The organism is Paenibacillus sp. R-74696 (assembly GCF_055814915.1).
In genome coordinates this window covers 942,663-968,764 of record NZ_JBPULM010000045.1, presented here as the reverse complement: position 1 = coordinate 968,764, position 26,102 = coordinate 942,663, and the positions used below count along the sequence as shown (strand labels likewise).

Here is a 26,102-nt window from a genome sequence, read left to right as displayed (position 1 = left end):
TAAGATGGGCAATGGGGCTATTCGGGACAATCGTTTCACCACAATTCTTTGCTCAGGCTTCGGGCTCGGCTTCTATAACCCTGGTTTAATCGTGAACTATCAATTAAGACAGCGCGGCATACCGACCGAGGTGCTGGTATTTGAAGGGTTCATGCAAAAGGAAAAGCAAGCAAAAATCATAGACAGCAGGAAGGCTTATCATGATAATTTTGCGCTTGCGAAAATCGCCACGAAGCTGCCCAAGGATATTCGTGACAGCTTCGATTCGGAACAAATCTTTGACCTGCTAAACAGCTGGGCGACGGGGGGAAGAAGGAGGTTTATTTCCTTGTCTGGGCATTGGGTGTACATCCTGGAACTGTACAGAGAGAAGCTCGGTGCCGATGCCGCCGAGCTGGAGGTCGATCTGCTCTATGTGGATTCGGATTTGTCGCCCTCTTGGAAAAGCCTCAAAAAATATAGGCCCGATTACCCTGCTCGTTACCGAGAGGTTTGGCTGTATGCGTCGTCAACGTTGTCTATTCATCTTCAGATTCTTGTCGGCGACGGAGAACCGCTGCCTTTCGCAGATAGAGCGCCTCGGTATGTGATTCATGGCGGAGGCTGGGGGATGGGGACGTATCAAGGAAAAATACCGGAGCTTGCGCAGCTGGGTCTTGACCTCGATGTCGTTGCTTATGAGCCAGCGGAGGCCGAGCGGCAGAAGCCGGGCAATCGTTATTACATGAACGATCCCGGGTGGATGGCATGGATTAAAGGGGAGTCTGGGGAGCATGAATTTCCAAGGTTCGGCGAGATTAGGCCGGATACTGCACCGTCATTTTCCAATCTGCCATCCTATCATGGTCTCTATGATGTCATTCGACAGGCTAAGGGCATCATTAGCAAGCCCGGGGCGGGGACGCTGATGGATTCGCTGGCCTCGGCCACACCGGTCATTATGCTTGAGCCGTTCGGCGAGCATGAGAGGAGAAACTTGGAAGTATGGCTGGAGCATGGACTTGGAATTACCTATGAGGATTGGGAGCGCGCGGGGTTTGCAGAGGAGGCGCTAGAGACGATTCATGAACGGCTGCTCGCGAAACGAGCAGCGACGAGATCGTATACGGACGACTATTTGGAACGAATGGGTTGAGTTGAAGGACGGTATCCTTAGGGAGGAGGGCGAGATGATGGCGATTAAAACGGAGTCCGCGCCTATCGCGGCGCAAGCGTTAGACCTGCACAGTCCCAAGTGGATTTTTCTGCAGCTGATCGAATCGTGCAATTTACGCTGCAAAATGTGCTTCGAGTGGGGAGATAATGGCTCCTACAAGGAGAAGCCAGAGCTAAAGAAGCTCGATATTGGTGTGGTGAAACGGATTATTGAGGAATGCAAGGAGACACGCCCCTATTATGAGCTTTACGGGGGCGAGCCGCTGCTTTACCCATGGATCGACGAGGTATTGGAGCTCATTCACACCACGGGGAGCAAAGCTCATTTTCCCACTAACGGTACCTTGCTGGAGCGGCATGCGGAGATGATTATGGCCTTTCCTCCGGAACGAATCTGGGTGTCACTCGACGGTCCCGAGGAGATCAATGACGCGCAGCGAGGAGCTGGCGTCTTTCGCAAGGCCATGAAAGGCATCCGCAAGCTTTATGAGCTTCGGGAAGCAATGGGCAGTGAATACCCGAAAATTGGTATCAGTACAACCGTCACGCCGACGAATTACAAACATTTGGAGCGGTTCTACTTTGAAAGCTTAGACCTTGCAATGCTGGATTGTATTAGCGTCGAGCTGCAGCAATATGTCACCCGGGAGCGTTACGATCACTACGCAGGCGTACTGCGGGAGCATTTCGATATTGCCGCCGCGCCGATTGCGAGAGGCTTCATCGCTGATCCTGCGCAGTTCGCGGAAGTCGATGCAGCGGAGCTGTGCCGGCAGTTGAAGCGGATTGAGCGCCACTGTGCGGAGCACGGCATGTACTTTAATGCGTATCCGAAGGTAATCAGCGAGGAAAATATCCGCCATTATTTTAATGCGGAATGGTCCAAGGTTACCAATATGAAGAAGCGCTGCGTTTTTCCATGGATCAGCACGGAGGTGAGTGCTAGAGGCGAGGTAACCTCCTGCCACAATTTCTATGATCTATCACTCGGGAACGTCAATGAGCTCAGCTTAAAGGAGATTTGGAACGGCACGAAATACAAGCAGTACAGGGACTATTTGCGCAAGCAGCTGTTTTCCATTTGCCCGGGCTGCTGCTTGTATTATAACGAGAAGCCGCGCTGAGCGGCCTTGCCAAAGCCTGAGGCGGCAGAGCCTCGCGTCACTTAGGAATCTATGCTGAGCTTAAGGGGAGGGAAGTAAGCGTGCAGCCTAAAACAAATATCCGAATGGATGAGAAGTCGTTTGAGATTCTGAAGCGAACGATCCGAAACGCAGCGATCCCAATGAGGCAGAAGCGGGAAAACCCGAAATACAAGACGGAGCTTCCCGAGGTGGTCGCCATTAAGCTGACCAACCGCTGCAATTTGCGCTGCAAGCATTGCTACCAATGGAACGAGGATGGCTACCATCATCAGATGGAGGTGGCTGAACAAAATTTGGATATCGACGTAGCCATTGTGAAACGGTTGTTCGAGGATACGAAGCAGGCGAAATCGCGCTTGTATTTGTGGGGCGGCGAGCCGATGTTCCACCGGCGATTCGGCGAGATTTTGACGATGCTGGAGGAGGATCATCGTGAGGTCACGATTTGCTCCAATGGATTGCTCTTCGATCAATATATGGAGCAAATGCTGCGTATTTCTGAGCAGCTGGAGCTGCTTATCGCCGTGGAAGGGTTCGAGAAGGATCACGATCTCATCCGGGGAAAGGGTTCTTACAGCAAGGTGATGAAGGGCATCGACCAGCTGCTGGCGCTTCGATCAGAGGGGCGGTTTCATGGACGGATTTCGGTCCATTGTGTCATCAATAACGCAAACATCTATTATTTATACGATCTGATGGAGAGCTTCGAGCAGCGGGGAATTGATCTCGTGCTGCTGACGTTCCCTTGGTATATCGCTCAGGATACGTCGCTTGCGATGGACGATTATTTTCGCGAGCACTTCGATTGGCTGCGCCATATTGAGGAGGGAGAGAAGAGCAGCTGGCACGCCTTCAAGTACCGGATTGAGCCGCAGCATCTTCCCTCCCTGCTGGAGCAGCTTCGCAAAATGAACGAACGTGTCTGGGACACCCGTCTGCGCTACCAGCCGGGGCTCGAATTTGACGAAATCGAGCGTTTCGTCACAGGCGAGGTCATGACCAGTCGCTGTGCGACCGATTGTTTGGCGCTGGCTACGCGCATTGACGTAACGCCGACAGGAAACATTTCGGCCTGTAAATTTTTCTCCGAGTTCACGGTAGGCAATCTAAAAGAAAAAAGCCTCGAGGAAATATGGAATTCCGCGGAATACGATCGCCTTCGGGAGACCATCAATAACGGCTTGACCCCGGCATGCTCCAAGTGCAATGTGCTGTATCTGCATGGCGTCTCGGCGCTAAAGCACATATAGGAGCTGATGCTGACATGAGAACTTTAGCTCTAGGCATCATCGGCTGTGCGTCCATCGTTCGCAGGGCAGTATTCCAGCCGCTTCCGTTCGTCGAAGGCATTAGGGTGGTGGGCATTGCTAACCGTACAAGATCGCGGGCGGAGGCGCTGGCTGCGGAATTCGGTGTACCGCACGTATTTGAGCGGCTTGAGGATGTATTGGCAAGCCGGGATGTGGACGCCGTGTATATCGCGCTGAGCAATGACCTCCATGCGGAATGGGTGCTGCGCGCCGTCCGGGCGGGCAAGCATGTGCTGGTGGAGAAGCCGATTGCGATGAATGCGGTGGAGTGTGCGCAGCTTGCGGAGCGGCTTGCAGGCGAGCCAGTGGTCGTGCTAGAAGGGCTGATGATCCAGCATCACCCGTGGCAGAGCGCCTTGCGGGAGCTCATTCAAGAACAGCGTTATGGCAAGCTGCTGCAGATGCGGACGGAGCTGCATATATCGATGCGTGATCTGCCAATCACGAGCTACCGCTGCGATCCAGGCAGAGGAGGAGGCGTCTTCGCCGACCTTGGCTGTTACTGGCTGCAAATGCTGCAGCAGCTGCCGGGCATTGAGGCAACCAAGCCCTCGAAGCTGAAGGCGGAATCAGCGTTCGACGGTCCGAGGGGCTGCGACTGGACGTTCGACGCCTCGCTCGCCTATGCCAGCGGGTTCGTTGCGGAACTGTCGGCTTCCTTCGAACGCCCTTACCGTACGCGGCATGTATTGAGGCTGGAGCATGCCACCCTGGTAGTAAACGATTTTTTTCGCGCAAACGTTGGGAGATATAAAATCACGATCAAGATCGAGGAGCCGGGAACCGGCCGCCCGCTTGGCAGCAAAAGCTTTGAGCCGATGCATTATTACGAAAATCAGCTGGCGTATTTCCGCGACAGCATCTGGACGGGGACTGGCAAAGGAAGTCGCGAGCTTCTTCGTGAATCGCTGGAGCGAGTTAGGCTCCAGGAGCGGATTCTTGCGGCCGCTGTGTACCACAAGCGCTATGTCGAGGAAGGTATGAAGTAAAGGAGACAACAGGCATGATCATTGAGGTTGACGGCTTATCCAAATCCTTCACTTACCATAAGAAAGAGCTGGGACTTAAAAGTTCGATCCAAAATTTGTTCCGCCGCGAGCAGCAAACCAAACATGCGGTTTCGGATATTTCCTTCAGCATCGAGGAGGGCGAGGTCGTCGGATTCCTCGGGCCGAATGGTGCCGGCAAGACGACGACGCTCAAGATGCTGTCGGGCATTTTGCATCCGACGAGCGGCAGCGCCAAAGTGTTCGGCTACACGCCATGGGAGCGGAAAAACGAATTTAAACGGCAATTTTCCATCGTCATGGGACAGAAAAATCAGCTGTGGTGGGACTTGCCTGCGAATGAGTCGCTATACCTGAACAAATGTATCTACGAAGTGGACGATGCGGAGTATGCGCGGACGCTGGGAGAGCTGACCGAGCTGCTGGACGTGAAGGAGCTGCTTAAGGTGCAGGTGCGCAGATTGTCGCTAGGCGAACGGATGAAGATGGAGCTGATTGCCGCTCTCATTCATAAGCCGAGAATCCTCCTCCTTGATGAGCCGACCATCGGTCTCGATATTATTTCGCAGCGCAAAATAAGGGAGTTTTTCAAATATTACAATCGCGACAAAAAAACGACAATCGTCCTGACCAGCCATTACATGAACGATATTGAGGAGTTATGCGATCGGTCTATTATCATCAACCACGGAAGGATCGTATTTGACGGTGGGCTGAGTGAGGTTAATGAAAGGCTCGGGCATAAAAAAATTATGAAGCTTGTGCTTTCCGAGCCCGTTGAAGAATGGGTGCTGAATCAAGTCGGGGAGGTCAAGGAATTCAAGGATACGCATGTGAAGTTCGTGTTCGAGCAGTCGGAAATTAAAAAAATGTCGCGCTGGGTGCTTGATCACCTGCCCGTAATCGATTTCACCATCGAGGATATTCCGATTGAGGAGGGCATCGCCCTGCTGTACCAAAGTGGCGGTGAGAAGCATGAGACTGCATAGCATGTACTTGAAAACCTTCTCACTCGGCGTGCAAAATTCGCTGGAATACCGGACGAACTTCTTTCTGAACCTATTTGGCGCGGTATTTCCGATTTTAATTCAGTACTTCTACTGGAGGGCGGTGTTTACCAGCTCGGGCCAACAAATGGTGTTCGGATTTTCGTATAACCAGATGATCGCCTATTCCATTCTGGCCGTCTTGATGTCTAAGCTGATCGGCACCACGTTCCAATACGAAATTGCCCGGGACATAAAGGACGGCGGATTGAATAAGTACCTCGTCAAGCCGATCGGGTATTTATCATACCGGATTTTCTGTTTTCTTGGGGAAAAAAGCGTGCAAATGCTCGTTGTGCTCGCCCTTTCAGTAATTGTCATGCTGCTGCTGGATGCGTGGCTCGATTTTCCGGTCAACCTGCCCTATATTTTGCTGTTTCTATGCGTTGTGCCCAGCGCTTTAATGCTGAACTTCTTCATCTATTACAGCTTAAGTGCTGTCGCCTTCTGGTTCACGGAAGCGAATGGCGCATTTCGGACGTTTGTGCTGCTTGCCAATATTGCGGGCGGAGGGTTGTTTCCGCTTGATATTTACGGCCCGGTTACCAAGGCCATACTGCTGGCGCTGCCGTTCAATTACGTGATTTATTTCCCGATCCGTCTGCTCAGCGGCATGCTGACCGGCCCGGAAATTGCTACTGGGGCAATGATGCAGCTGATCTGGATAGGGGTGTTCGCCGCACTCTCAACCGTGCTGTGGAGGCAGGGTCTCACGAAATATATCGCGGTGGGAGGGTAGCAGCCTTGTTAAAGACATTAAAAAAATACGCGTTGATCTACAAGGTTTTCGTCAAAAACTGCTTCATCGCCCAGATGGAATACCGGATCAATTTTTTGTTCGCGAACACGATTGAAATCGCTTATTTATTCATCAAGCTGCTTTATGTAATGGTTGCGTTCCGCGTCGGGGTCGTCATTAACGGCTATACACCGGATATGATGATGATGTTTGTCGGGTCCTTTACGATGATGACGGGCTTTTATTGTCTTTTCTTTTATTCGAACTTCATGAATTTGAGCAATCACGTTCGAAACGGAACGCTTGATTTGCTCATCACTAAGCCGGTTTCGTTGCAGTTTATTGCGACGCTGCGCAATGTGGACTTCGGCTTTTCGTTTACAAACATAGTGGCTGGAGCAGGGATGATTATCATGGCTTGGGCTCGCATGGGCATTCCGGTCACACCTTCGCGGGTATTGGTGTTCATGCTGTTCATCTTCCTTGGCATCGTGCTCAAATATGCGATTTTCCTGATGCCATCCTTGATCTCGTTCTGGACGGTGCAGACGGCGGCGGTCAATCAGATGTCTACCGCGATATGGGATATGAACCATGTGCCAATGCATATATACGGCCGCTCGGTTAGGCATGTAGGCACGTTTTTGTTCCCGGTGCTTGTCATTACTAATTTTCCGCTGCTGTTCGTGCTCGATCGACTGACCTGGACGCATATGGTCTGGTTCCTGATCGCCCCGCTGCTGTTCTTATTCCTCTCGCGGAAGCTGTGGAATGTGGCCATCCGCAATTATTCCAGCGCAAGCAGCTAGGGGGCGATTCGGAGCTTAGTCGAGACTAGTCTAGTTCAGCAGGGGATGCCCATTTACGGGCTGCGCATGATCGAAAAGCACCATAGTGCGGACGCCAAGCACATGACGATTGAAAATAGAAGTTCTTAACAGAGGAGCGTCGGGGATGGGGAAAACAAAGGTTGTCTTATTGTCCGGCGGCTTCGGTACCCGTCTGGGTGAAGAAACGATGCTGCGGCCGAAGCCGATGGTAGAGATCGGAGGCATGCCGATTTTATGCCATATTATGAATATTTACGATGCTTGCGGCTTTAATGAGTTTATTATCGCTCTAGGCTACAAGAAGGAAATGATCAAGCAATATTTTCTTAATTATATGTATTTACAAAACGATTTCTGCATCCAGATGAGCCACGCGACCGTCGATATTGTCAGGCACAGGCAGCCGGATTGGACGGTGCATCTGCTCGATACGGGATTGAGCACCATGACGGGCGGGCGACTGCACAGGCTTCGGGATCAGCTCTGCGGCGATACATTCATGACGACCTATGGGGATGGAGTGGGGGACATCGACGTCAAGAGCTTGCTCGATTATCACAAATCCCATGGCAAATTGGCCACGGTCACGCTCGTCAAGCCTCGTGCCCGCTTCGGCACGGTGGACCTAATGGGCGATCAGGTCGTCTGCTTCAAGGAAAAGGCTGATACCGGAGGCTGGATTAACGGCGGTTTTTTTGTCTTTGAGCCAGGCGTGCTTGATTATATCGCTCACGATTCGGATGTGCTTGAGAGCGATGTCCTTCCTCGGCTGGCTGAGGAGGGACAGCTGATGGCTTACAGACACGATGGGTTCTGGGACTGCATGGATACGATGCGCGATAAGCAGTATCTTGAAAGCCTTTGGGCTTCCGGGGAAGCCCCCTGGAAGAGCTGGCGCGAGGATTAAGGGAGGTGCTGAAATACCTATGGATGCGATGAATAATCCGATCGTACAGGAAGATATGGCGTATATCCAAGAAAAAATGGCCAACCCCGCCTGCTTCGTCGGGATGAACATTTTGATTACCGGCTGCGGCGGCTTTATCGGGTTTTATCTGACTCACTTGTTCGTTCATCTGAAGCAGCAGGGCTATGCCTATGACAAGCTGCTGCTGCTCGATACCTTCCGTTCCGGCATCCCGGAGTGGCTTTCCCGCCTAACCCAGAAACATCAGGATATCGAGGCGCACACGTTCGATATTGCCAGAGACAGCCTTGAGCTTGTGCAGGGCGCCGAGTCTGCTGATTACGTCTTTCATATGGCTTCCATCGCCTCGCCCACATTTTATCGGCAGTTTCCAGTCGAAACGATCGAAGCGAATGTCATGGGGCTGCAGCGGCTGCTCGACTTCTATAAGCATCGCCCGCTGAAGGGGCTTCTGTTCTTTTCCAGCAGCGAAATATACGGCGATCCGGACCCGGATTTCATACCGACCCCTGAGTCGTACTGGGGACATGTGGCGAGCATCGGCCCGCGCGCATGCTACGATGAGTCGAAACGAATGGGCGAGACGCTGTGCTACGTCTATCATCAGACATTCGGCATGCCAGTCCGTGTTGTGCGGCCGTTCAACAATTTCGGTCCCGGTATGTCGCTCACGGATCGAAGGCTGCCCGCCGACTTCGCGCTTGCCGTGCTCCGGAATGAACCGATTGTCATTCACTCGGACGGCAAGCCGACTCGGACGTTTTGCTACATTGCTGACGCGATTGACGGCTACCTCCGCGTCCTTCTGCATGACGAATTCGACTTTTTTAATATCGGCATGGACGGCGGCGAGCTGTCCGTTGAACAACTGGCTGGCATATATCGTGAGGCTGCCGCCGAGCTGCAAGGCTACACGGGCGACATCCACTACACTGCATCCCCAGAAAAGGATTACTTGCTGCATAACCCGTCTAGGCGCTGTCCGGACCTTTCAAAAGCCCGAGGTGTGCTCGGTTACCGGCCCGAGATTGAAGTGTCCGAAGGAGTCAGACGTTATTTAACGTTTCTGCAGAAGGAGTTGATCTCCGTATGATCGCGGTAATCGGACTAGGCTTCGTTGGTCTGACGACCGGGCTTGGACTTGCCCATCGTCTCGGCTGTACCGTATTTGCATACGATTGCGATCCGGAAAAAAGGGAGCTGTACCAAAACGGAAGGATACCGTTTCACGAGCCAGAGCTGCAAGAGCAGCTTGGGCGCTATCTGGGCAGCCGATTCGTGGTTTGCGATACGCTTGAAGAAGCCTTGCGTAATGCGGAATATATCTTTTACTGCGTAGGCACTCCCGCTCTTGCCGATGGCAGCGCAGATTTGAACGCCCTGCTGGATGGGGTGAAGGAAAGCAGCGAGGTGTTGCTCGACGGCCGCTTCCGCGTGCTGGTCATAAAGTCCACCGTACCGCCGGGTACAACTTCGCGCGTAATTGCTCCTCTGCTCAAGCAGCTGGGATTACGCCTTGGAGAGCATGTCGGCCTGGCAGCAAACCCGGAGTTTCTAAGGGAAGGCTCGGCGTGGCGCGATGTGATGGAGCCGGACCGAATCGTCATTGGGGAGGCTGAGCCTGTCGGCGGACGGATGCTTGCCGAGCTGTATGCCTTGGGCTTTGATGCTCCCGTCCACCGCGTATCGGCCACAACTGCCGAATTTGTTAAATATATGTCCAATTCGTTGCTCGCCACGCTAATCAGCTTCGCGAATGAGATGGCACTGATTGCGGAGCAGACTGGCGACATTGAGATTCCTCAGGCGTTTCGCTTGCTTCACGAGGACAAGCGATGGCATGGCACGCCAGCCAAGATGACCGATTACGTATATCCAGGCTGCGGTTTCGGCGGATATTGCTTGCCTAAGGACATCGCGTCTATGATTCATCACGCTTCTGTCATTGGCGAGCATGCCGACCTGCTGCAGGCTGCGGCCCTCGTGAACCAAAAGGCGCAGCTGCGAATGGCGGAGCGGATTGCCGCTGCTGCCGGAGACCAGAAGAGCCGTAAGATTGGCATTCTGGGGCTTTCATTTAAGCCGGGCAGCGACGATGTACGCGGCGCCGTTTCCTTTGAAATCATTCGTCAATTGCTCGGGATGGGCTATCTAAGCATTGCTGCCTATGACCCGCTAGCGATGAAAGCGTTCGATCTAGCTTACGGAATGCCTATTTCATATGCACAAACGATGGAGGAGCTGGCTTCGGGGAGCGAAGTTATCGCGCTGATTACCAGCTGGAAGGAATTTGCAGAGAAAAGGCATTTGCTCTCAGGCAAGCTCGTCATCGACGGCAGGTATACGGAAGCGCAAAGCGGGGTGATTGTTCATGCTGGAAAATAAGGAAAGCATCGTGAATATATTGGCGAAGCTGTTGAACCTAGAGCCGGAGCTGCTTGTGGGGCTTGGAGAGGATGCGGATTTAACGGAGCAGTATTTAAGCTCCGTTCTTGTGGTGGAGCTTGTAGTTGAGCTGGAGCAATATTTTGGCCTGATGATCGATGATGAAGATTTATTGACGGAAAATGTCTCCACGATGCGGAAAATCGGGGAGCTGATCTCGAAATATAAGGAGATGCAGCCATCGAAGGAGTGAGCGAAATGGATTTTTGCTGGATGCTTCCGCAGGGCGATCTTCAGCAGATAATGGAGCAAACTATAGCCGCCGAAGGGTACGGCTTCCATTCCGTGCTGTTGATCAATGCGAATGATTACATGGACCCGTGGCTTGCTGCCTCATATTTGGCCGAGCGAACCGAGAAGCTGCGATTCCTGATCGCGCAAAATACGAGCTATATTCTGCCAACGGCAGCGGCGAAAGCGCTAAGCACATTAAACCTGCTGACTAACTTCCGAGCAGATATAAATATAGTAACTGGCAGCTCGGCCATTGAGATGGGGCGCATGACGAAAGCGGTTGGTCACGAGCAGCGCTACGAGCGGACGAAGGAATTTGTAGAACTGTTTCACCGTCTGCAAGAAGGCGGAAGCGTTCACTTTAGAGGCTCCTGGTTCGAGGTGAATCAAGGAGAGTTGTATCCGAAGCCGTCTTCCTATAGCAGCGTGTTTATATCCGGCAGCTCCCCCGAGGCGATGCAAATCGCGGCTGCTGGCGGGCACCATTATTTAACGTATGGGCATGATTACCCGGTTGTCAGCCAGCGGCTTAAAACGTTTCGTGGATATATCCCGAAGACAAGTCTGGATCGTGCCAAGTGCGGCATTATGATCGATATTATCGCCAGAGAGACGACTGAGGCGGCTTGGGCCGCAGCGGAGCGTTTTCTTGGCGAAGCGAGCGCTATAGAGAAGCGCACGAACCGGCTGTTCCGCAATAATTGCGATGCTGCTGGTATTCAGAGCTACAAGGCGCATTATGCAGACCCGATGGCAAAAGTATCCGAGCACTTATGGGCAGGACTCGTGCAGCTGAATACATCAAACGGCTTTTCCATCGTTGGCTCGTACGAGGAGGTACGGCAGTCGATCCGGAAGTTCCAGCAGCTAGGCGTAGACTATTTTATTCTGAGCGGGCTCGCGGGGCCCGATGAACAGCTGCGCATCGGTGAGTACATTCTCCCCTATGTAAGAGGAAATAAGGAATCCGAAGGATTTTCGTCGGCGGTAAAGGAGACCTCATCCCATGGAAATGGACATTATGCCTAAGAAACCTTTTGCCATACGCGCAGGCCTGCACTGCTTGTTCTCCGGTTTGTACCACATCCTTGAGCAAGAGCGGCCGGAGGCGGCAGCGGAGAGCGATGAAGCGGATATATATTTCGAGACGAACGGACTGAATTTGGAGTACTACGGAGATCTGAACAGGGTTTGGCTTGCGTCTCAGGAGGACATTGTAGAACGATTCGCCCGAACTTACGGACTCCAGCTGCATGCCTCATTCGAGGTGGAGCTTGATCCGGGTTCCGCGCTGCTGCGATTGCGGGAGGCTGTGCTTCAAGGCCGTATGCCGCTGGTGTTTATACGTACGACATCGCTCGACTATCATGAAGTATTCAAAGACGGAGAAGAACGAAATCACCTTGTGCTTCTGCTTGGCTGGGACGATGGCGACGATTCGGTTCTGATCGGTGACAGCTCTTTTCTCGATCAGGCGGGGCACGTCACTACCTATGAAGGAGTGCTGACGGTTGATGCGCTGCGAAGGGGATTATGGGGCTATGCGTGGTTCAAGGCAGATGCGGAGCAGAAGCCGTCTACAGCAATAGGACGATTTAATGCGGTTCTCCAAAACATCCGCACATTTAATCAAGGCTTAGAGCTGCCTGAGCAAAGGTACCAAGGCAGTCTTGCCTACCGTATGTATGTGAGGGATTACAATAAGCTGCTTGCGTTAGACGCTCCGGCTTTCTCTGCTGTGTGCCGGAATGTATATTATTGCTTCCGGGTCGGGGGAATGCTTCATCAGCTTGAATACCTTGCTGCATATATAGGGCGCTATAAAGGGCGGTGGCCGCAAGAGGGCCAAGAGCTTCTATACCGCGTGGAAGGATTGCGGGAGCAATGGCGCAAAGCGCTGATGCAGTTGTACAAGGTCGGTCTATCCGTCCAGCGCGGTAAGATCAGCCTTGTGCAGGACCGATTCACTCTGCTGCTTGATGAGCACGACAAATTGCTGCGTACGCTGCTGAGCGCGGTGGACGAGGAACAAGGAACCGCCAGCCGATGAAAGCTAACCTACATGTACAAGACGACAATGGACTCGTTCAAGAAGCCATCGGACGCTTCGCTCTAGAACGAGTAGCATTCGTTCCGCTGGAGAGCTTTGAGAGTGGAGTGTACGCATGGGAAATGAAAGGGCGCAAATTTATTCTAAAACTGACCCGGAAGAGTCGTCGGACCCGGGAACAGCTGCTGGGAGAAATCGATTTTGTTCAATTTGTCTCTTCTAATGGCGTTTCCGTGGCTAGGCCCATCGCTTCAAGGAGCGGTCAATACGTAGAAAATATCGTCGGCAGCATGGATGGTATGGAGGACATGGTTGACGGCGAAGGAAGTGGAGGCAGTGCGGGATACTGGGCGTATGCTTTCGAGTGGGCGGAGGGCGAGCGAGCCGGGCCCGCCCACTATGGGCCCAAACTTTACAAAGTATGGGGGACCGCCATGGGACGGCTGCATAGCCTTTCCGAGCGGTATGCTCCGAAGCAGCCCGAATGGGTTCGTCCCAGATGGGAGGAATCTGAGCTGCTGCCAACGTTAGACGTATGTGCCCGCAGCTCGTTTCCGGAGCTTCGGTCTGCGGCTGACACCTGGATGACCAAAGTAAGGCGAATTCCTGAGCATACGGGAGAATTTGGTTTAATTCACAACGATATGCATCCTCGCAATTTTCATTGGACCGGGGAAGGCATTGTCATGTTCGATTTCGACGGATTGACTCATCATCATTATGCGAGCGACATTGCGGTCGCAATGTATTACGGTTTGGCGGAACATAGCCGGGCAAGTGAGAGCAGTTGGTCTCCTGAGCAATTCCTGCATTGTTTTTTGGAAGGATATTCGGTTTGCCGAACCGTCTCAGCAGAGCTGCAGCGCCATATTCCCGATTGGATGATGTTTCGTCATATCCAGCTTTATATGTTGTATTTCCGGTCTTGGGGGGAGCGGCCCGCTGGTGTCACGGAGAGATGGATCTTGAGCCGTTACAGGAAAGATATTATAGGAGGAACGCTGTTCGGCAGGAAACCTGAGGATTTGGCATGAACAAGCTAATCACATTCTAAGCCTGGAAAGGAGCTCCATCATGAATCGTACGGAATGGACCAAGGAACATATCGCGGGTTATGTGCTGTCGCTGATCAAGGAACAGCTTCAACTGGAGGAGGATGTCGCGCCAGTTGATGAGCTGGCAAGCTATGGTATGGACTCATTTGCTTCAATGAGTCTTGTTGTAGCGTTCGAAACGAACTTCAATATCGTCTTTGAAGACGAGGAGCTGCTTTTCGAAAATTTTGCCACCTTGCAGAATATGGTCGAAGCCATTTACGGAAAGCTGCAGCCATGAATCTGGAATGGGTTGATTGCTCGATCGACAAGCTGCTAACCCTCTTCCCAGGCATTCATCCTTATGCGGCAATGATAGACCGCTGGGCGTTCAAGCCGGTATGGGACGAGGAAGGTGAGGAGGTGGATTTGAGCCGGGTGCTGGCTACGGAGGAACAGCTTCTTACACACTATGGCATTGAGCGGAGTTATGAAAACGACTGGATCGATGAGGCACTGCGAAGCGGGCATTTCGTACTGCTCCCTTGCGATCTGTTCTACATGCCTCATGCCAAGGTGTTTTACGGTAAAGAGCATGCAGGGCACTTCATTATTGTGAGTGAGCTTCTGCGAGATGGGAGTTATTTGATCTTCGACGATCATCCCGCATTTTGCGGGGTGATGGATCGGAGAGGACTAAAGACGGCCCATGATGCGCTCAGCTTGCCGTATCAGAGGTTTTTTCCAGGCATGCTTCAGTTGACGGACGCTTGCGCAATTGGCTATGTGTCCCGCATGCTCAAGGCGGATTCCTTTTACTTAAGCGACTTTGCATGGCGATTGCTGGTCTCGGAGGAGACGGTGCTGCGCAAATGTCAGATCCTGATGGGAACGCGCCATTTTTATCATCGGTTGTATGGTTTCATCCGAATGATAGACGCTGCGCCGCTACCTTCAGGAGAAGGAGCCGCCGTGTCGGAGCTGCGAAGAAGCATTATTCAGTATGTGGACAGCTGGAGAGTTACGGTTAATCTGGCCACGAGGGTGCTGCTTCAGCCGGAGCAGCCGATGTGGGATCGAGTCCAGAAGCGGCTTGAGCACCATCTGGAAAGTGAGGCGCTGCTTCCAAATGCAGCCGCTCGTTTTCTTGAGCTGCTGCATTCGGAAGCTCAGCAACGAAGAAGATTAAGCTGATAAAACCTTCTATAAGGGAGGGGCAAATGTCGATGACGCTCACTACTAGGTATGATCGTGTACGATTAACGAGTTTACGGCTGGCTTGGGGACTCTTGCTGACGAAATACCATGAGCCCGGGCAGCTTCAGCTGCACATGAATGAGCAAGGTAATCCGCCAGTGTGGAGCTGCAAGCGAACTGGCGAGGCTCCCGGCTCCGGCAAATGGACTAATTTGAATCTAGGCTGCTCAGTGGAGGAAACCATTGAAAGCTGGCTGCAGCGGCTTCAGACGGTGCTTGGCATTCCTTCAATGAACGAGGTTATCGGAGCTTCTCCTCAGCGATGTTCCTCGGAATGGCGGGATGAGCTTGAGCAAATCGTGTATGACGATGTTAGATGGAATGGGCATTTGCACAAAAATATTTCTATAGAACGCTTCAAATCCCATCTGGCCAGCTTGGAGGAGGCGCTGCTTCACAAGCGGAATCAGCTGCTTAGGGATGTGCCCATGCTGCTAGCCGATGAATATACTCAGCTCGTAAGGGACTTCAACCAGACAACACTTGCGTTTCCACGGGAGAAGACGATACACGGACTATTCTCGGAGCGCGCGGCGTCGCATTCGGGACGTATAGCGATCGTTTCGAACTCTGGCAATTTGTCCTACGGGGAGCTGGAGAGAGAATCCAGCAGACTGGCTGCCTCGCTGCGCAAGAGAGGGGTAGGCAAGGGACAAATGGTTGCCATTACGGCTGACCGCACGCCGGAAATGCTGATCGGTTTATTGGCGATTTTGAAAGCGGGCGCCGCATACATCCCCATCGATCACCGCTCCCCGGAGGCGCATAACCGCATCATTTTGGAGGACTGCGGAGCTCGAATCGCGATCTCCCGCACGCGGATGCCGGGACTTCAGACGCTTAATCCCTATGAGGCCTCGTCTTACTCGGAGCAGTCCGAGTTTGAGATGAGCGCTCTCATGTCGAATGATTCAGAACTGCTGGCGTATGTCATCTATACATCGGGAACGACGGGAGCCCCTAAGGGAGTTATGATTCGGCATCGGAGCGTCATCAATTATGCAGCTTGGTTTAACGCTCAATATGGAATCGAGGAGCCGCTTCGTGTGCTTCTATCCGCCAATTTGACGTTTGACGCATCGGTAGAGTCGATCTTTTGCACCTTGCTAGGGGGTGGCAGCGTCGTCATGATTCAAACCGAGCTGTTGACGCATCAGCGTGCATTTCGGCAATTCATTGACAAGCATCAGGTACAGGTCATTCATCTCGTCCCTACGCTGCTGAATCGTCTGCTGTCGGAAGGAGAGCGGCTTGCTAGCGTGCAAATTGTGATTTCTGGAGGAGAAGCCCTTGAGCAAGGGCTGAAGGAACGGCTTCTGCACAAGGGATATCGGGTTTTTAATCACTACGGTCCGACGGAGGCGACGGTTGTGTCCGTAAGCGCCGAGCTGAAAGAAGGCTTGCCCGTAACGATTGGCAAACCGATTGGAAATACAAGCCTTTACATCGTTAATTCACACATGCAGCCATGCCCGATTGGTGTGATTGGGGAAATCTGCATCGCCGGAGAAGGCTTGGCTATGGGGTATCTGCAACGCGAGGAGCTGTCGAAGCAAAGGTTTGTTCCAAACCCATTCGAACCAGGAGCTTTGCTATACCGCACTGGCGACTTTGGAAAATGGCTGCCGGAGGGGCTTGTCGAGTATGTGGGCAGAGTCGACGATCAATTGAAAATAAATGGCATACTTGTTCATCCTGAAACGATTCGTAAAGCGGTTGAGGCTCATCCAGCGATTCAAGCTGCCGTTGTCATTTTTTCACCGGACGCTGAAGGAGGTAAGCTGATTGTTTATTATCGCCTGGAGCAGACGGGTGCGATAACGGTCTCGGTATCGGTAACGGAACTGCGAAGTTTTTTGCTTCAGCTGCTGCCGCCCTCGATCATCCCTAAGCAGTTCGTGGAGATGCAGGAATTTCCGCTTAATTTAAATGGGAAGGTGGATAAGAAACGATTGCTTGCTGAGCAGGAGAGTGTATAAGCACAATAATGGGATGTGTCGAGAATGGAGCTAAGGGCTCTAATTGAGCTTTATCATGGTGTCTGGAAACAAATCGCCCCCGCATCCCTTTTCGGAAGCGGGTAGGGCGGCATAGCTTCCCCAGGCAATCCCCGTCCTAACATTCGTCTACATTCTTGACTTTTCGAATATATTCATAGAGAGAACGCGGATGTAGATTGAAGGAGGAATTAGGCAAATGGAGGATTTTTCAACCGCTACCACTAGTCATACAGACAGCACACTGAGTATTCAAAAGGTAGATGGCTTTATCGATTTTATCCGTGAAATAAATGAATTTCTTCAAAAAGAAGAAGATCTTTCTCCAGCTAATCGACGGGTGACGAATATGATTGGACGCCTTTCACAGCAATTACGTGCCTACTACTCGCCTGAGGAAGTCAAGGCCGTTCTAAGCCATGAATATATGGTATTGAACCAGCGAATGCTGCAGGATAAGTTGTCACAAGCTGAATTTTTAGCAGAGCTGGCTGATTCTAAGCATACGGTTAGAGCGGAGGATGCCGCTTTGGATGTCGTCACTCGGTTGCCTTACTGGACGATATACATAGCCTTGGTTAGCGAGGAGCTGTCCACGCTTCGCCAGTTTATTCGACAAGACGATCGGATGGAAAATTCGCCGATAGTGTTTGTTGGCAGCGGGCCGATACCGCTAAGTCCAATTATTCTTCATTTATTTTCTAATGTGGAGGTCATCTGCCTTGATATCGACCCGGCGGCCTGTGAGGCATCCTGCTCTGTCCTCGAAAAAATGGGGTTAAGGACTAAAGTGAGTGTCATTATGAAAAACGGAGCGGAGTTCGATTACAGCCCGTACAACCGGATTTTTGTGGCTAGCCTCGTTCAAAATAAGCTGGCGGTGCTTGGACAAATAAGTCGTACATCCCGGAATCCTCTTGTAGCTGTTCGGACGGCTGAGGGCATGAGGCAGATCATGTATGAAGCGATTGATGAATCGCAGCTGAACATGCAGGGCTGGCGGGTTGCCGCGCGAACTTGGCCTGACGCTAATCTAGTCATCAACTCCACTTTGTTTTTGGAGCGTGTGGACAATTTTGCCGCAAAGGATTGATATCCTAGGTACGGAAGCCTCATTATGAGCTTTAAAAAGGGAAGCGGCAGCTTCAGTAAACAAGCTGATATGCGGGCAATAGCCTGAATTCAGCTTGTTTTTGTGAGGATTGCCGACGCTCTACAGGGTGGGCATTAAAATGAGAAAAGCATAGGTGGCGTCAACCTGCAAAAGCAGATTAATGCCGCCCATGCTTCTTATTCATCCGAGTATGCAATGTTAATCATATAACCGTTGGAGACTACTTCTCCATTATGCTGAATGCCGTTCAATTCATAGGTGTATAGGGCTGTGATAATCCCGCTCAGGACAGGATTCATGACCAGAGGGCTTACCTGAACCAGATAGGAAATTTGGACAGTGCTTCCAGGCGATACATTACCTATAAAAAGGGAGCTAGAGGCATCCGGAGCTGCTGCGGGTACCCCATTTATGCGGATGGACCCGCGTACTAAAGAGGTTTGCGTAATCGTGAGGCGGCTCAGTGTAACATCAGCAGCCCAATTCCCGTTATTGGTCAGCAGGCAAGTATAATCAGCAACATCTTCTGGCTCTACGATGGGAGGGGTCGCGCTGACCCCAAGCTCAAACAGTGGATAGCAGACCTCCGTTGCAACAGTGCCCGACACCGAAGGCTCTAGTTCTATAATGGTACCGTCGGCGTTTCTGTAAGTGCCTTCCGTGCTGGCTTCGTTGATTAAAAGCTGTCCCGGTGACACAATATTGCTGCCTGTAATCATCACCTCAAAGGTTACGAAAGACTGCTTTCTGGGTTCAATCATTCCTAGCGCGATTCCTGTAGTCAAAAATTCCCCGCCTTGCATAACGCCGTTTAAGGTGATGCTGTTGCGTACGAAGAGCGTACCGCTAGGGATGGCTGATAGCAGCAGCACATCCGCGGCGACGTCCCCCATGTTGGCTATACGTGCAGTGTAGAGAAGGATTTCCCCCGGACTGGCGCGATTTTTGTTTACCGTAAAGGAAATCATGATATCCGGCTTGCCGATACGAATAACAGGGAGGGAGACGGTGTTGGAAAAAACGTGCTCCTCGATCAGTCGTCCACTGTCCGTCTGGAACGTATAATCTGCCCGCACTTGGTTGCTGAGTTGTTTGCTGGCAATCTGCATGGCGGTTACAAGCTGAAAGGTCAATCGCACGGTCTGATGCAAGCCGAGCCTGCCAAGGTGCAGACCAGACACGGGATTGGCGCCCGGAAGAGGGACGCCATCCCGGTGTACGCTGTTAGGGACAAATTCTGTTCCTTCTTGCAGCAAGTCATAGATGGTGATATCGGCGTCCCGGTTACCCGAATTGGCAATGGAAATAGCGAAAATGACCGGGAGGCCGGGAAATGCCTGAGATGATTCCGAGCTTTTGATCAGGGTGATAACAGGACCTACGATGGGTGTGTTCACCGTATTGGAGTAGGTAACGAATTCATTTCCACCTGCGCTAAAGAGGATGCGGGACTGGTTCAGCAGGTTTTCTTTCTTGGCCGTGCCGGGCGTCATGATACAGTCACCTGAAAGGTAACGGTAGACGTGGCACCTGCTGCTATTGAACCGACGGCTATGCCGACAGAAGGATTTGCCGCCGGAAACGATATGTTGTCCACGGTGACGCTGCCTGCAACAAAGGTACTGCCGACGGGAATCGGGTCAATAACGACGACATTGTTGACGGTAGAAATGCCGTTGTTCGTCACAAGAATGATATAAATGATGGTATCTCCTGAAACGGCATCAATAGCAGCCGTACTCTTAACCACACTGACGTCTGGTGAGGAAACTGGAATGATCACCGTATTGGATGGAGCTGAGCCGGTACCGGTCCTTCCATCGGGAAGCAAGAAGGAGAAGTTCGCTACGGCGGAGTTGATCAGTTGTTGCGGCGATGGCAGCGATCCAATAGTCACTTGCAGGGTTACCGTAACGGTAATCGTACCTCCTGGCGGAACGGTTCCGACCACAATGCCCTGGTCAGGATCGACGCCAGGCTGGGGCGTGCCATTGATAATGACACTGTTGGGGACAAATTCGGCGCCTGCGGGCACCGGGTCTGTGAGTGTAACCGTTGCAGTCGTATTTCCCGTGTTGGTGATGTTCAAATAATAGATAACGGTATCGCCTACCGTAGCGACAGTCACATTGGAACCTTTTAGAACGCCAATAATCGCCTGAGCTACAGGCAGTGTGACCATATTGGACAAGGATGTGCCCGAGAACGCACCGGAGGTGAAGCTGACGGCAGCCTGATTGCTGAAGGAGCCAGACGATGGCAAGGCTGTGACGGTGACACTGAATGTAACCATAACACTGCCGGCAGGAGCTATCGTTCCAAGCTGGATGCCGGATGCCGGGTTGCTGCTAGGGCGAGGAACGCCGTCGACGCTAACACTGCCCGGTACAAAGGAGGTATTGGCAGGAATGGAGTCGACCAGAATGGCGTCCGTAACATTTTGAATCCCGGCGTTGGTTACCGTAATCGTAAAAGGTACAATGTCGCCAATGGTCGTGGCGGTAAAGGTTGTGCTTTTCACTGCAGTCACATTAGGTGAGGACACCATTGAGGTGACTGTGTTTGACGGGGCAGATCCTGAGAAGCTGCGCCCATCTGGCAAGGTGTAGCTGAAAGCTGAAGTAGATTGGTTCACCAGCTGCTGGGTTGGCGGCAGTGAAGTGATTACAACCGAGAAAGTTAATGTTGCAGGGCTGCCAGGGTCAATCACGCCCAGCGGAATGCCGACAGAAGGGTCAGCGCCAGCCAAGCCAGAACCGTTGAGCAATACGCTGTTCGGTACCAGAGTCGTTCCTGCCGGAATCGGGTCAGTCAGAATCGTTGTTGCGCCGATATTTCCAGAGTTCGTAATCGTGGACGTATACACGATGGTATCTCCAACCGTAGCGGTTGTGCTGCTGACGGTTTTGACTACGGACAAAGCAGGCTGAAACACAGGCGTGGCTACATTGTCTGAGAAGGCCGTAGCCGAGAGAGAGCCGGAAGTAAAGCTTACAAAAGACTGATTGTTGACGAAAGCTGGATTCGGTATCGAAACAACCGACACGCTGAAGGTGACCGGTACTGATGCTCCCGGGGCAATATCGCCAAGCGGTATGCCGGCAGCCGGAATTGCCGCAGGCTGCGGTACTCCGTTTACAGTTACACTTCCCGGAACCAAAGCCGTACCTACAGGAATCGGGTCGGTCAGCAGCGTATTGCTGATAGCTGCAATTCCGTTATTCGTCACATTGATGCTGTACGTAATCGTATCCCCAACTGTGGAAGCGGTAGTAGTCGTGGTTTTGACTATAGCAACGTTAGGAGCCGTTACGCTTACTAAAACCGTGTTGGAGGCTACCGATCCACTGAATGGACGCCCATCAGGAAGCGTAAAGCTGAAGCTGGTTGTGGCTTGATTTAGAAGCTGCTGCGGCGTTGGAAGGAAATCGATGAGGACAGAGAAAGTGACCTGAACGGTGGCTCCCGGTGCAACGACGCCGATAGGGATTCCCGTGATGGGCGAAGCGGCAGCTTGAGGCACGCCGCCCACGATAACGCTGTTCGGAATGAAGGAGGCTCCCGTCGGAATGGTGTCAGTGACGGTTGCCGAAGCGCTATAGTTTCCGGAATTTGTAACGGCTATCGTGTAATTCAGCGTATCGCCTACTGTTGCTGCGACAACACCTGCTGATTTCACGGCTGTCAGAATGGGCTGGTTAACTGGTGTGACTGAGACGTTGGAGAAGGTCGATCCCGAGAAGACGCCAGAAGTAAAGGTTGCAGACGATTGGTTGATGAGCGAGCCGGATGGTGGGAGTGTTTCCACCAGGACGTTAAAGGTTATGGTAATCGTTGCTCCTGGCGCGACCGTCCCAAGCGGAATGCCTCCGGATGGTGTGGCGGCAGGGCTGGGCACGCCGTTAATCGTAACCGACCCTGGTACAAAGGACGAGCCAGTGGGGGTAGGATCCGAAAATATGGTGTTGGTTACTGACGCAATGCCTGTATTGGTCACGCTAACGGAATAGGGAACCGTGTCGCCGATTGTTGTATTGGTCGTCGTGGAGCTTTTGATAATCGAAACATTGGGGGCGGACACTGAAATAGTCAATGTATTGGACAGAGCGCTGCCTGTCAGTGTACGTCCATCCGGCGGTACAAAGGTGTAGGCAGCGGCAGCCTGATTGGCAAGCTGCTGGGGACTCGGCAGGGAAGTCACCAGCGCACTAAAGGTGACCAGAACGGTTGAGCCGGCAGCCACTGACCCTACTGGAATGCCTGTAGCGGGATCAGCTCCAGCGACAGGCAAGCCTCCAACCACCACGCTGTTTGGAATAAAGGTTGTACCGTTAGGCAGAATGTCGGTCAAGGTGACCTGAGCAGCCAGATTGCCTGTGTTGGAAACAGCAACGGAATATGTAACCGAGCCTCCAACAGAAGCGTTGGTCGTATCCGAAGTCTTTACCAGAGTGATGACGGGCTGCGTAACAGGCACATTTACATTGTTGGATTGGGACGTTGATGAGAAGGCGCCTGAGGTAAAGCTGACCGTGGATTGATTTGAAATTACGGATGGAGCTGGCATGTTGACCATCACCTCGAAGGTTACGGTAGCAGTAGCGCTAGGGGCTAATGTACCGATTGGAATGCCGATAGCCGGATTTGCAAGCGGTACGGATGCACCATTTACAAACACGCTCCCGGTAATAAAGCTGGTGCCCTGAGGCATCATGTCGCTTATGACCGCATTGTTGATTGGAGCTGCACCATTGTTTGCGACCAGAACGGTATAGGTCACCGTGTCGCCGCTGGCTACCGATGAGCTGCTGCTGCTTTTGAGCATGGAGACATTGGGTGTAGATACAGAGATTACAACCGTGTTGGATAAGGAATTGTTCGCGAACATTCTGCCGTCAGGCAAGGTATAGGTGTACAATGCACCTGACTGATTGACAAGCTGCTGTGGATTCGGCAAGGAAACGACGACAACCGAGAAGCTGACGACATTAATTTCGCCTGCGGATACCGTGTCCAGAGCGATGCCTGTAAGCGGATCGACCCCCGGATTCGGGAATCCGTTAATGACAACGCTATTCGGCACAAACACAGCCTCAGGAGGCAATATATCCTCTAATTGAACTTCAGCCGGATAATTGCCGGAATTACTGACGGTTAATGTATACGTAAATGTGTCTCCTACAGTTAATGTACTGACGCTGCTGCTTTTCACCAAGTTGATGACGGGTAAGTAAGCTGCCGTTGTGACCAGCGCTGAGGAGGAGGAACCGGTAAAACTCCCTGAAGTAAAGCTCACATTAGCCCGATTGTTGAGTAGCGCCGGGATCGTTGACGCAACGGCTGCCACACGAACGTTGAAGCTGATCGGCACGGTACTTCCTGCGTTAATGGCTCCAAGCAGAATGCCGCCGCTGGGGTCTGCATTAGGCAAGGGTGTGCCGTTCACGACGATACTGCCCGCTACAAAAACCGTTCCGGCTGGAAGGTTATCTGAAAATACAGCATTAGTTACCGCTTCTACACCGTTGTTCGTGACGGCTATCGTATACGTCAGAATATCGCCTATCGTGGCAATCGTGCTGTTAACCGCTTTGGTCACAGTCACACTAGGCGAGGTGGCGGGGATATCGACTACATTGGACGGAGCTGTAAAGCCTGTAAATGAGCGTCCGCTTGGCAATTGATACGAATACGTTGCTGTTGCCTGATTCACGAGCCGTGGCGGTGAGGGCAGCGTGCTCAGAAGGAATTGAAACGTAATAGGAACGGAGCTGCCGGGCGCAATCAAGCCGAGAGAAATACCCGCTAGCGGAGAAGCCCCCGGGACGGAAACAGTGTTAACCGTGACACTTCCAGGTACAAAGGAGGTGCCTGCCGGAAGCGTATCCGTTAAGGTCGCTTGTGCAGCCAAATTGCCGGTATTTGAGACAAAAATCGTATAAGTTAAAGTATCTCCAACGGTGGCAACATTCCGATTCACCGATTTCACTGTACGTATAATCGGCTGGTATACCGGAATGGTTACGGTATTGGACAGCGATACGCCGCTGAACGCTCCGGAGCTGTACGCTACTGAAGCTCTGTTGACAAATTGAGCCGGAGAAGGCAGTGATGAAGATGTTACTTGAAAGGTGACAGTTGCAGAGCTGCCCGCAGTCAGGGTGCTGATAGCAATGCCGCTTGCAGGATTGGCCGACGGCTGAGTCGTTCCATTCAGTGTCACGCTGCCGGCTACAAACACAGAACCGCTCGGCATGGCATCCGTCAGCGTTACATTCGTGACGGGATCGGTGCCATTGTTGGCTATTACTGCGGTATAAGTATATGCTTCTCCAACAGAGGCGTCAGGTACGCTGGCGCTTTTGACGACTGTTACATTTGGCAGGGCAACAGGCAGCGTTACGGTATTCGACCTTGCTGAGCCTGATGATGTTCGGCCGTCGGGAACCGTGAACGTATATGTGGCCGCAGCCTGGTTCACCAGTTGGGGAGGAGAAGGCAGATTTTGAACCAATACCCGAAAGGTGACGGTGGCCGAGCCGCCTGCCGGAATGGAGCCAACCGAAACCCCGGCAGCGATATTAGCTCCCGGAATGGTCACGCCTCCAACGGTCACGCTGTTTGGCACAAACGAAGTGCCCGCAGGTATCGGGTCCGTTACCGTTGTCGTGCCAGCGATATTGCCTGAGTTGGGCACAACAATTGTGTAAATGACGGTGCTTCCCACAGTTGCATTAGCTGTGCTTGCCGTTTTGTTCATCGCTAGAATCGGCGAATAGACCGGAACGGTGACACCGTTGGATGGAATAACGGCAGGAGTGATTGGACCCCCTGCAATGCTTTGGAAGTTGAAGGAAGCATTGGCAGTATTGACGAGCAGCTGCGTGCCGGGCATGGACGTTACCCTCGTGCTGTAGGCTACCGCAATGGAGGCGCCCGGCGCCAGCGTGCCTACCGGTACGCCTGCCGTAATATCGTTGGTCGGCCTTGCAGCACCGGCAACGGTGACGCTGCCCGCAACGAAGGTTAATCCGGCCGGAAGGTTGTCTGTCACAATCATATCGGTGGCATTGGCTGTTCCGGTATTGGTAACGGTAACGGTATAACGGATCGTATCGCCGGTCAAGGAGCCGGATACATTAGCCGATTTGGTTACACTGACTCTCGGTGCATTAATATCGATTTGCAGAGCATTGGCGTTCAGGACATAGGCATCGCCCGAGGTCGTTAATTGAAGTACAGCCGAGGTCTGATTATTGACCAATCTGGCCGATACATCCACGCTTGTAATGTCCCAGCCCTGTCTTCCCCCCACAATATTGCTGCCAGGCGCACCGTTGGTCTGGTTGCGGCTCCCGAAGGTGCCCGTTGTATCCAACGCGCCGGCATTATTATTGATCTGGGAGGCAAAAAAGTTGTTGGCGAAATTGTTTGTACCCGACAAAGCAACCAAGGTTGCGGCTGTAGGGCCGAACAGCGCCTGATCACCGTTTCGGTTGGCATCTCCCTCTTGAGCGCTGAATAAGGCTCTGCCTCCAAGAGCCCCAGATACAGGCGTAGAGAATCCAGTAAGTGTGGTATTAACAGCTGATGAGGTGCTTTGAACGAGAATGGCCCCGGCCCGCAGAGACATATTGCGAAAGGGAAGGGTGGCATTTTGATAAATGACGCCGAGCGTCCAGCCAGCATTGTTGGCAGTCGGATCACTGCTGATCGTCAGGGTGCCTACAACCCGTCCTGTTGTATAGGTTCCTGCACCGCCCTGCTGAACCAGGGTAGTCACATTTGCCGTTCTCACGTAGCCAAGCGCC

Annotated in this window: 20 protein-coding genes; 18 read left to right on the top strand and 2 right to left on the bottom strand. The window is 52.4% G+C overall.

Going from position 1 to position 26,102, the window contains the following annotated elements; all coding sequences use genetic code 11:
• Positions 1–4 precede the first annotated feature (4 nt).
• The 18 genes from ACSR9A_RS24465 (at position 5) to ACSR9A_RS24380 (ending at position 18,270) form a co-directional block, all read left to right on the top strand.
• Positions 5–1,135, top strand: coding sequence for a glycosyltransferase family protein (locus ACSR9A_RS24465; RefSeq protein ID WP_473760142.1), 1,131 nt, complete (start codon positions 5–7; stop codon positions 1,133–1,135).
• 34 nt (positions 1,136–1,169) lie between these two features.
• The gene (locus tag ACSR9A_RS24460) at positions 1,170–2,279 is read left to right on the top strand and encodes a radical SAM protein (RefSeq protein ID WP_473760140.1); all 1,110 of its coding nucleotides are present in this window, start codon (positions 1,170–1,172) and stop codon (positions 2,277–2,279) included.
• A gap of 80 nt (positions 2,280–2,359) precedes the next feature.
• Positions 2,360–3,550: a radical SAM protein gene (locus ACSR9A_RS24455; RefSeq protein WP_473760139.1), complete on the top strand. Its 1,191-nt coding sequence runs from the start codon at positions 2,360–2,362 to the stop codon at positions 3,548–3,550.
• Between the two features lie 14 nt (positions 3,551–3,564).
• A complete protein-coding gene (locus ACSR9A_RS24450) occupies positions 3,565–4,599 on the top strand; it encodes a Gfo/Idh/MocA family protein (protein WP_473760138.1) in 1,035 nt (344 codons plus the stop codon).
• Positions 4,600–4,613: 14 nt separating this feature from the next.
• Positions 4,614–5,606, top strand: a complete 993-nt coding sequence (locus ACSR9A_RS24445) for an ABC transporter ATP-binding protein (RefSeq protein ID WP_341281902.1) — start codon at positions 4,614–4,616, stop codon at positions 5,604–5,606.
• On the top strand, positions 5,593–6,402 hold the full coding sequence (locus tag ACSR9A_RS24440; RefSeq protein WP_473760135.1) for an ABC transporter permease: 810 nt from the start codon (positions 5,593–5,595) through the stop codon (positions 6,400–6,402). Before ACSR9A_RS24445 ends, ACSR9A_RS24440 begins: the two co-directional genes overlap by 14 nt.
• Before the next feature lie 5 nt (positions 6,403–6,407).
• A complete protein-coding gene (locus tag ACSR9A_RS24435) occupies positions 6,408–7,211 on the top strand; it encodes an ABC transporter permease (protein WP_473760133.1) in 804 nt (267 codons plus the stop codon).
• Positions 7,212–7,356: 145 nt separating this feature from the next.
• On the top strand, positions 7,357–8,139 hold the full coding sequence (rfbF, locus tag ACSR9A_RS24430; RefSeq protein ID WP_473760131.1) for a glucose-1-phosphate cytidylyltransferase: 783 nt from the start codon (positions 7,357–7,359) through the stop codon (positions 8,137–8,139).
• Between the two features lie 19 nt (positions 8,140–8,158).
• Entirely contained in the window at positions 8,159–9,253 is a 1,095-nt protein-coding gene (locus ACSR9A_RS24425) for an NAD-dependent epimerase/dehydratase family protein (RefSeq protein WP_473760130.1), read from the top strand.
• On the top strand, positions 9,250–10,545 hold the full coding sequence (locus ACSR9A_RS24420; RefSeq protein WP_473760129.1) for a UDP-glucose dehydrogenase family protein: 1,296 nt from the start codon (positions 9,250–9,252) through the stop codon (positions 10,543–10,545). Before ACSR9A_RS24425 ends, ACSR9A_RS24420 begins: the two co-directional genes overlap by 4 nt.
• On the top strand, positions 10,532–10,798 hold the full coding sequence (locus ACSR9A_RS24415; RefSeq protein WP_473760127.1) for a phosphopantetheine-binding protein: 267 nt from the start codon (positions 10,532–10,534) through the stop codon (positions 10,796–10,798). The genes ACSR9A_RS24420 and ACSR9A_RS24415 overlap by 14 nt, the downstream gene beginning before the upstream one ends.
• Positions 10,799–10,803: 5 nt before the next feature.
• A complete protein-coding gene (locus tag ACSR9A_RS24410; protein WP_473760124.1) occupies positions 10,804–11,868 on the top strand; it encodes an LLM class flavin-dependent oxidoreductase in 1,065 nt (354 codons plus the stop codon).
• Entirely contained in the window at positions 11,846–12,889 is a 1,044-nt protein-coding gene (locus tag ACSR9A_RS24405) for a hypothetical protein (RefSeq protein WP_473760122.1), read from the top strand. The genes ACSR9A_RS24410 and ACSR9A_RS24405 overlap by 23 nt, the downstream gene beginning before the upstream one ends.
• Positions 12,886–13,923 carry a phosphotransferase enzyme family protein gene (locus ACSR9A_RS24400; protein ID WP_473760120.1) on the top strand — a complete coding sequence of 346 codons (1,038 nt, stop codon included), beginning with the start codon at positions 12,886–12,888 and terminating at the stop codon, positions 13,921–13,923. The genes ACSR9A_RS24405 and ACSR9A_RS24400 overlap by 4 nt, the downstream gene beginning before the upstream one ends.
• A gap of 40 nt (positions 13,924–13,963) precedes the next feature.
• Entirely contained in the window at positions 13,964–14,224 is a 261-nt protein-coding gene (locus ACSR9A_RS24395; protein WP_473760118.1) for an acyl carrier protein, read from the top strand.
• Complete coding sequence (locus ACSR9A_RS24390) at positions 14,221–15,117, top strand: cysteine peptidase family C39 domain-containing protein (protein WP_473760116.1); 897 nt, start codon at positions 14,221–14,223, stop codon at positions 15,115–15,117. The genes ACSR9A_RS24395 and ACSR9A_RS24390 overlap by 4 nt, the downstream gene beginning before the upstream one ends.
• Positions 15,118–15,149: 32 nt before the next feature.
• Positions 15,150–17,159 (top strand): non-ribosomal peptide synthetase, encoded by a 2,010-nt coding sequence (locus tag ACSR9A_RS24385; protein ID WP_473760114.1) that lies wholly within the window; start codon positions 15,150–15,152, stop codon positions 17,157–17,159.
• Positions 17,160–17,376: 217 nt separating this feature from the next.
• Positions 17,377–18,270, top strand: a complete 894-nt coding sequence (locus ACSR9A_RS24380; RefSeq protein WP_473760112.1) for a nicotianamine synthase family protein — start codon at positions 17,377–17,379, stop codon at positions 18,268–18,270.
• 197 nt (positions 18,271–18,467) lie between these two features.
• On the opposite strand, the gene ACSR9A_RS24375 is transcribed toward ACSR9A_RS24380, so the two are convergent.
• Together ACSR9A_RS24375 and ACSR9A_RS24370 are read right to left on the bottom strand one after the other, a co-directional pair.
• Positions 18,468–19,784, bottom strand: coding sequence for a COG1361 family protein (locus ACSR9A_RS24375; RefSeq protein WP_473760110.1), 1,317 nt, complete (start codon positions 19,782–19,784; stop codon positions 18,468–18,470).
• Positions 19,781–26,089, bottom strand: coding sequence for a DUF7507 domain-containing protein (locus tag ACSR9A_RS24370; RefSeq protein WP_473760109.1), 6,309 nt, complete (start codon positions 26,087–26,089; stop codon positions 19,781–19,783). The genes ACSR9A_RS24375 and ACSR9A_RS24370 overlap by 4 nt, the downstream gene beginning before the upstream one ends.
• Between the last annotated feature and the right edge of the window lie 13 nt (positions 26,090–26,102).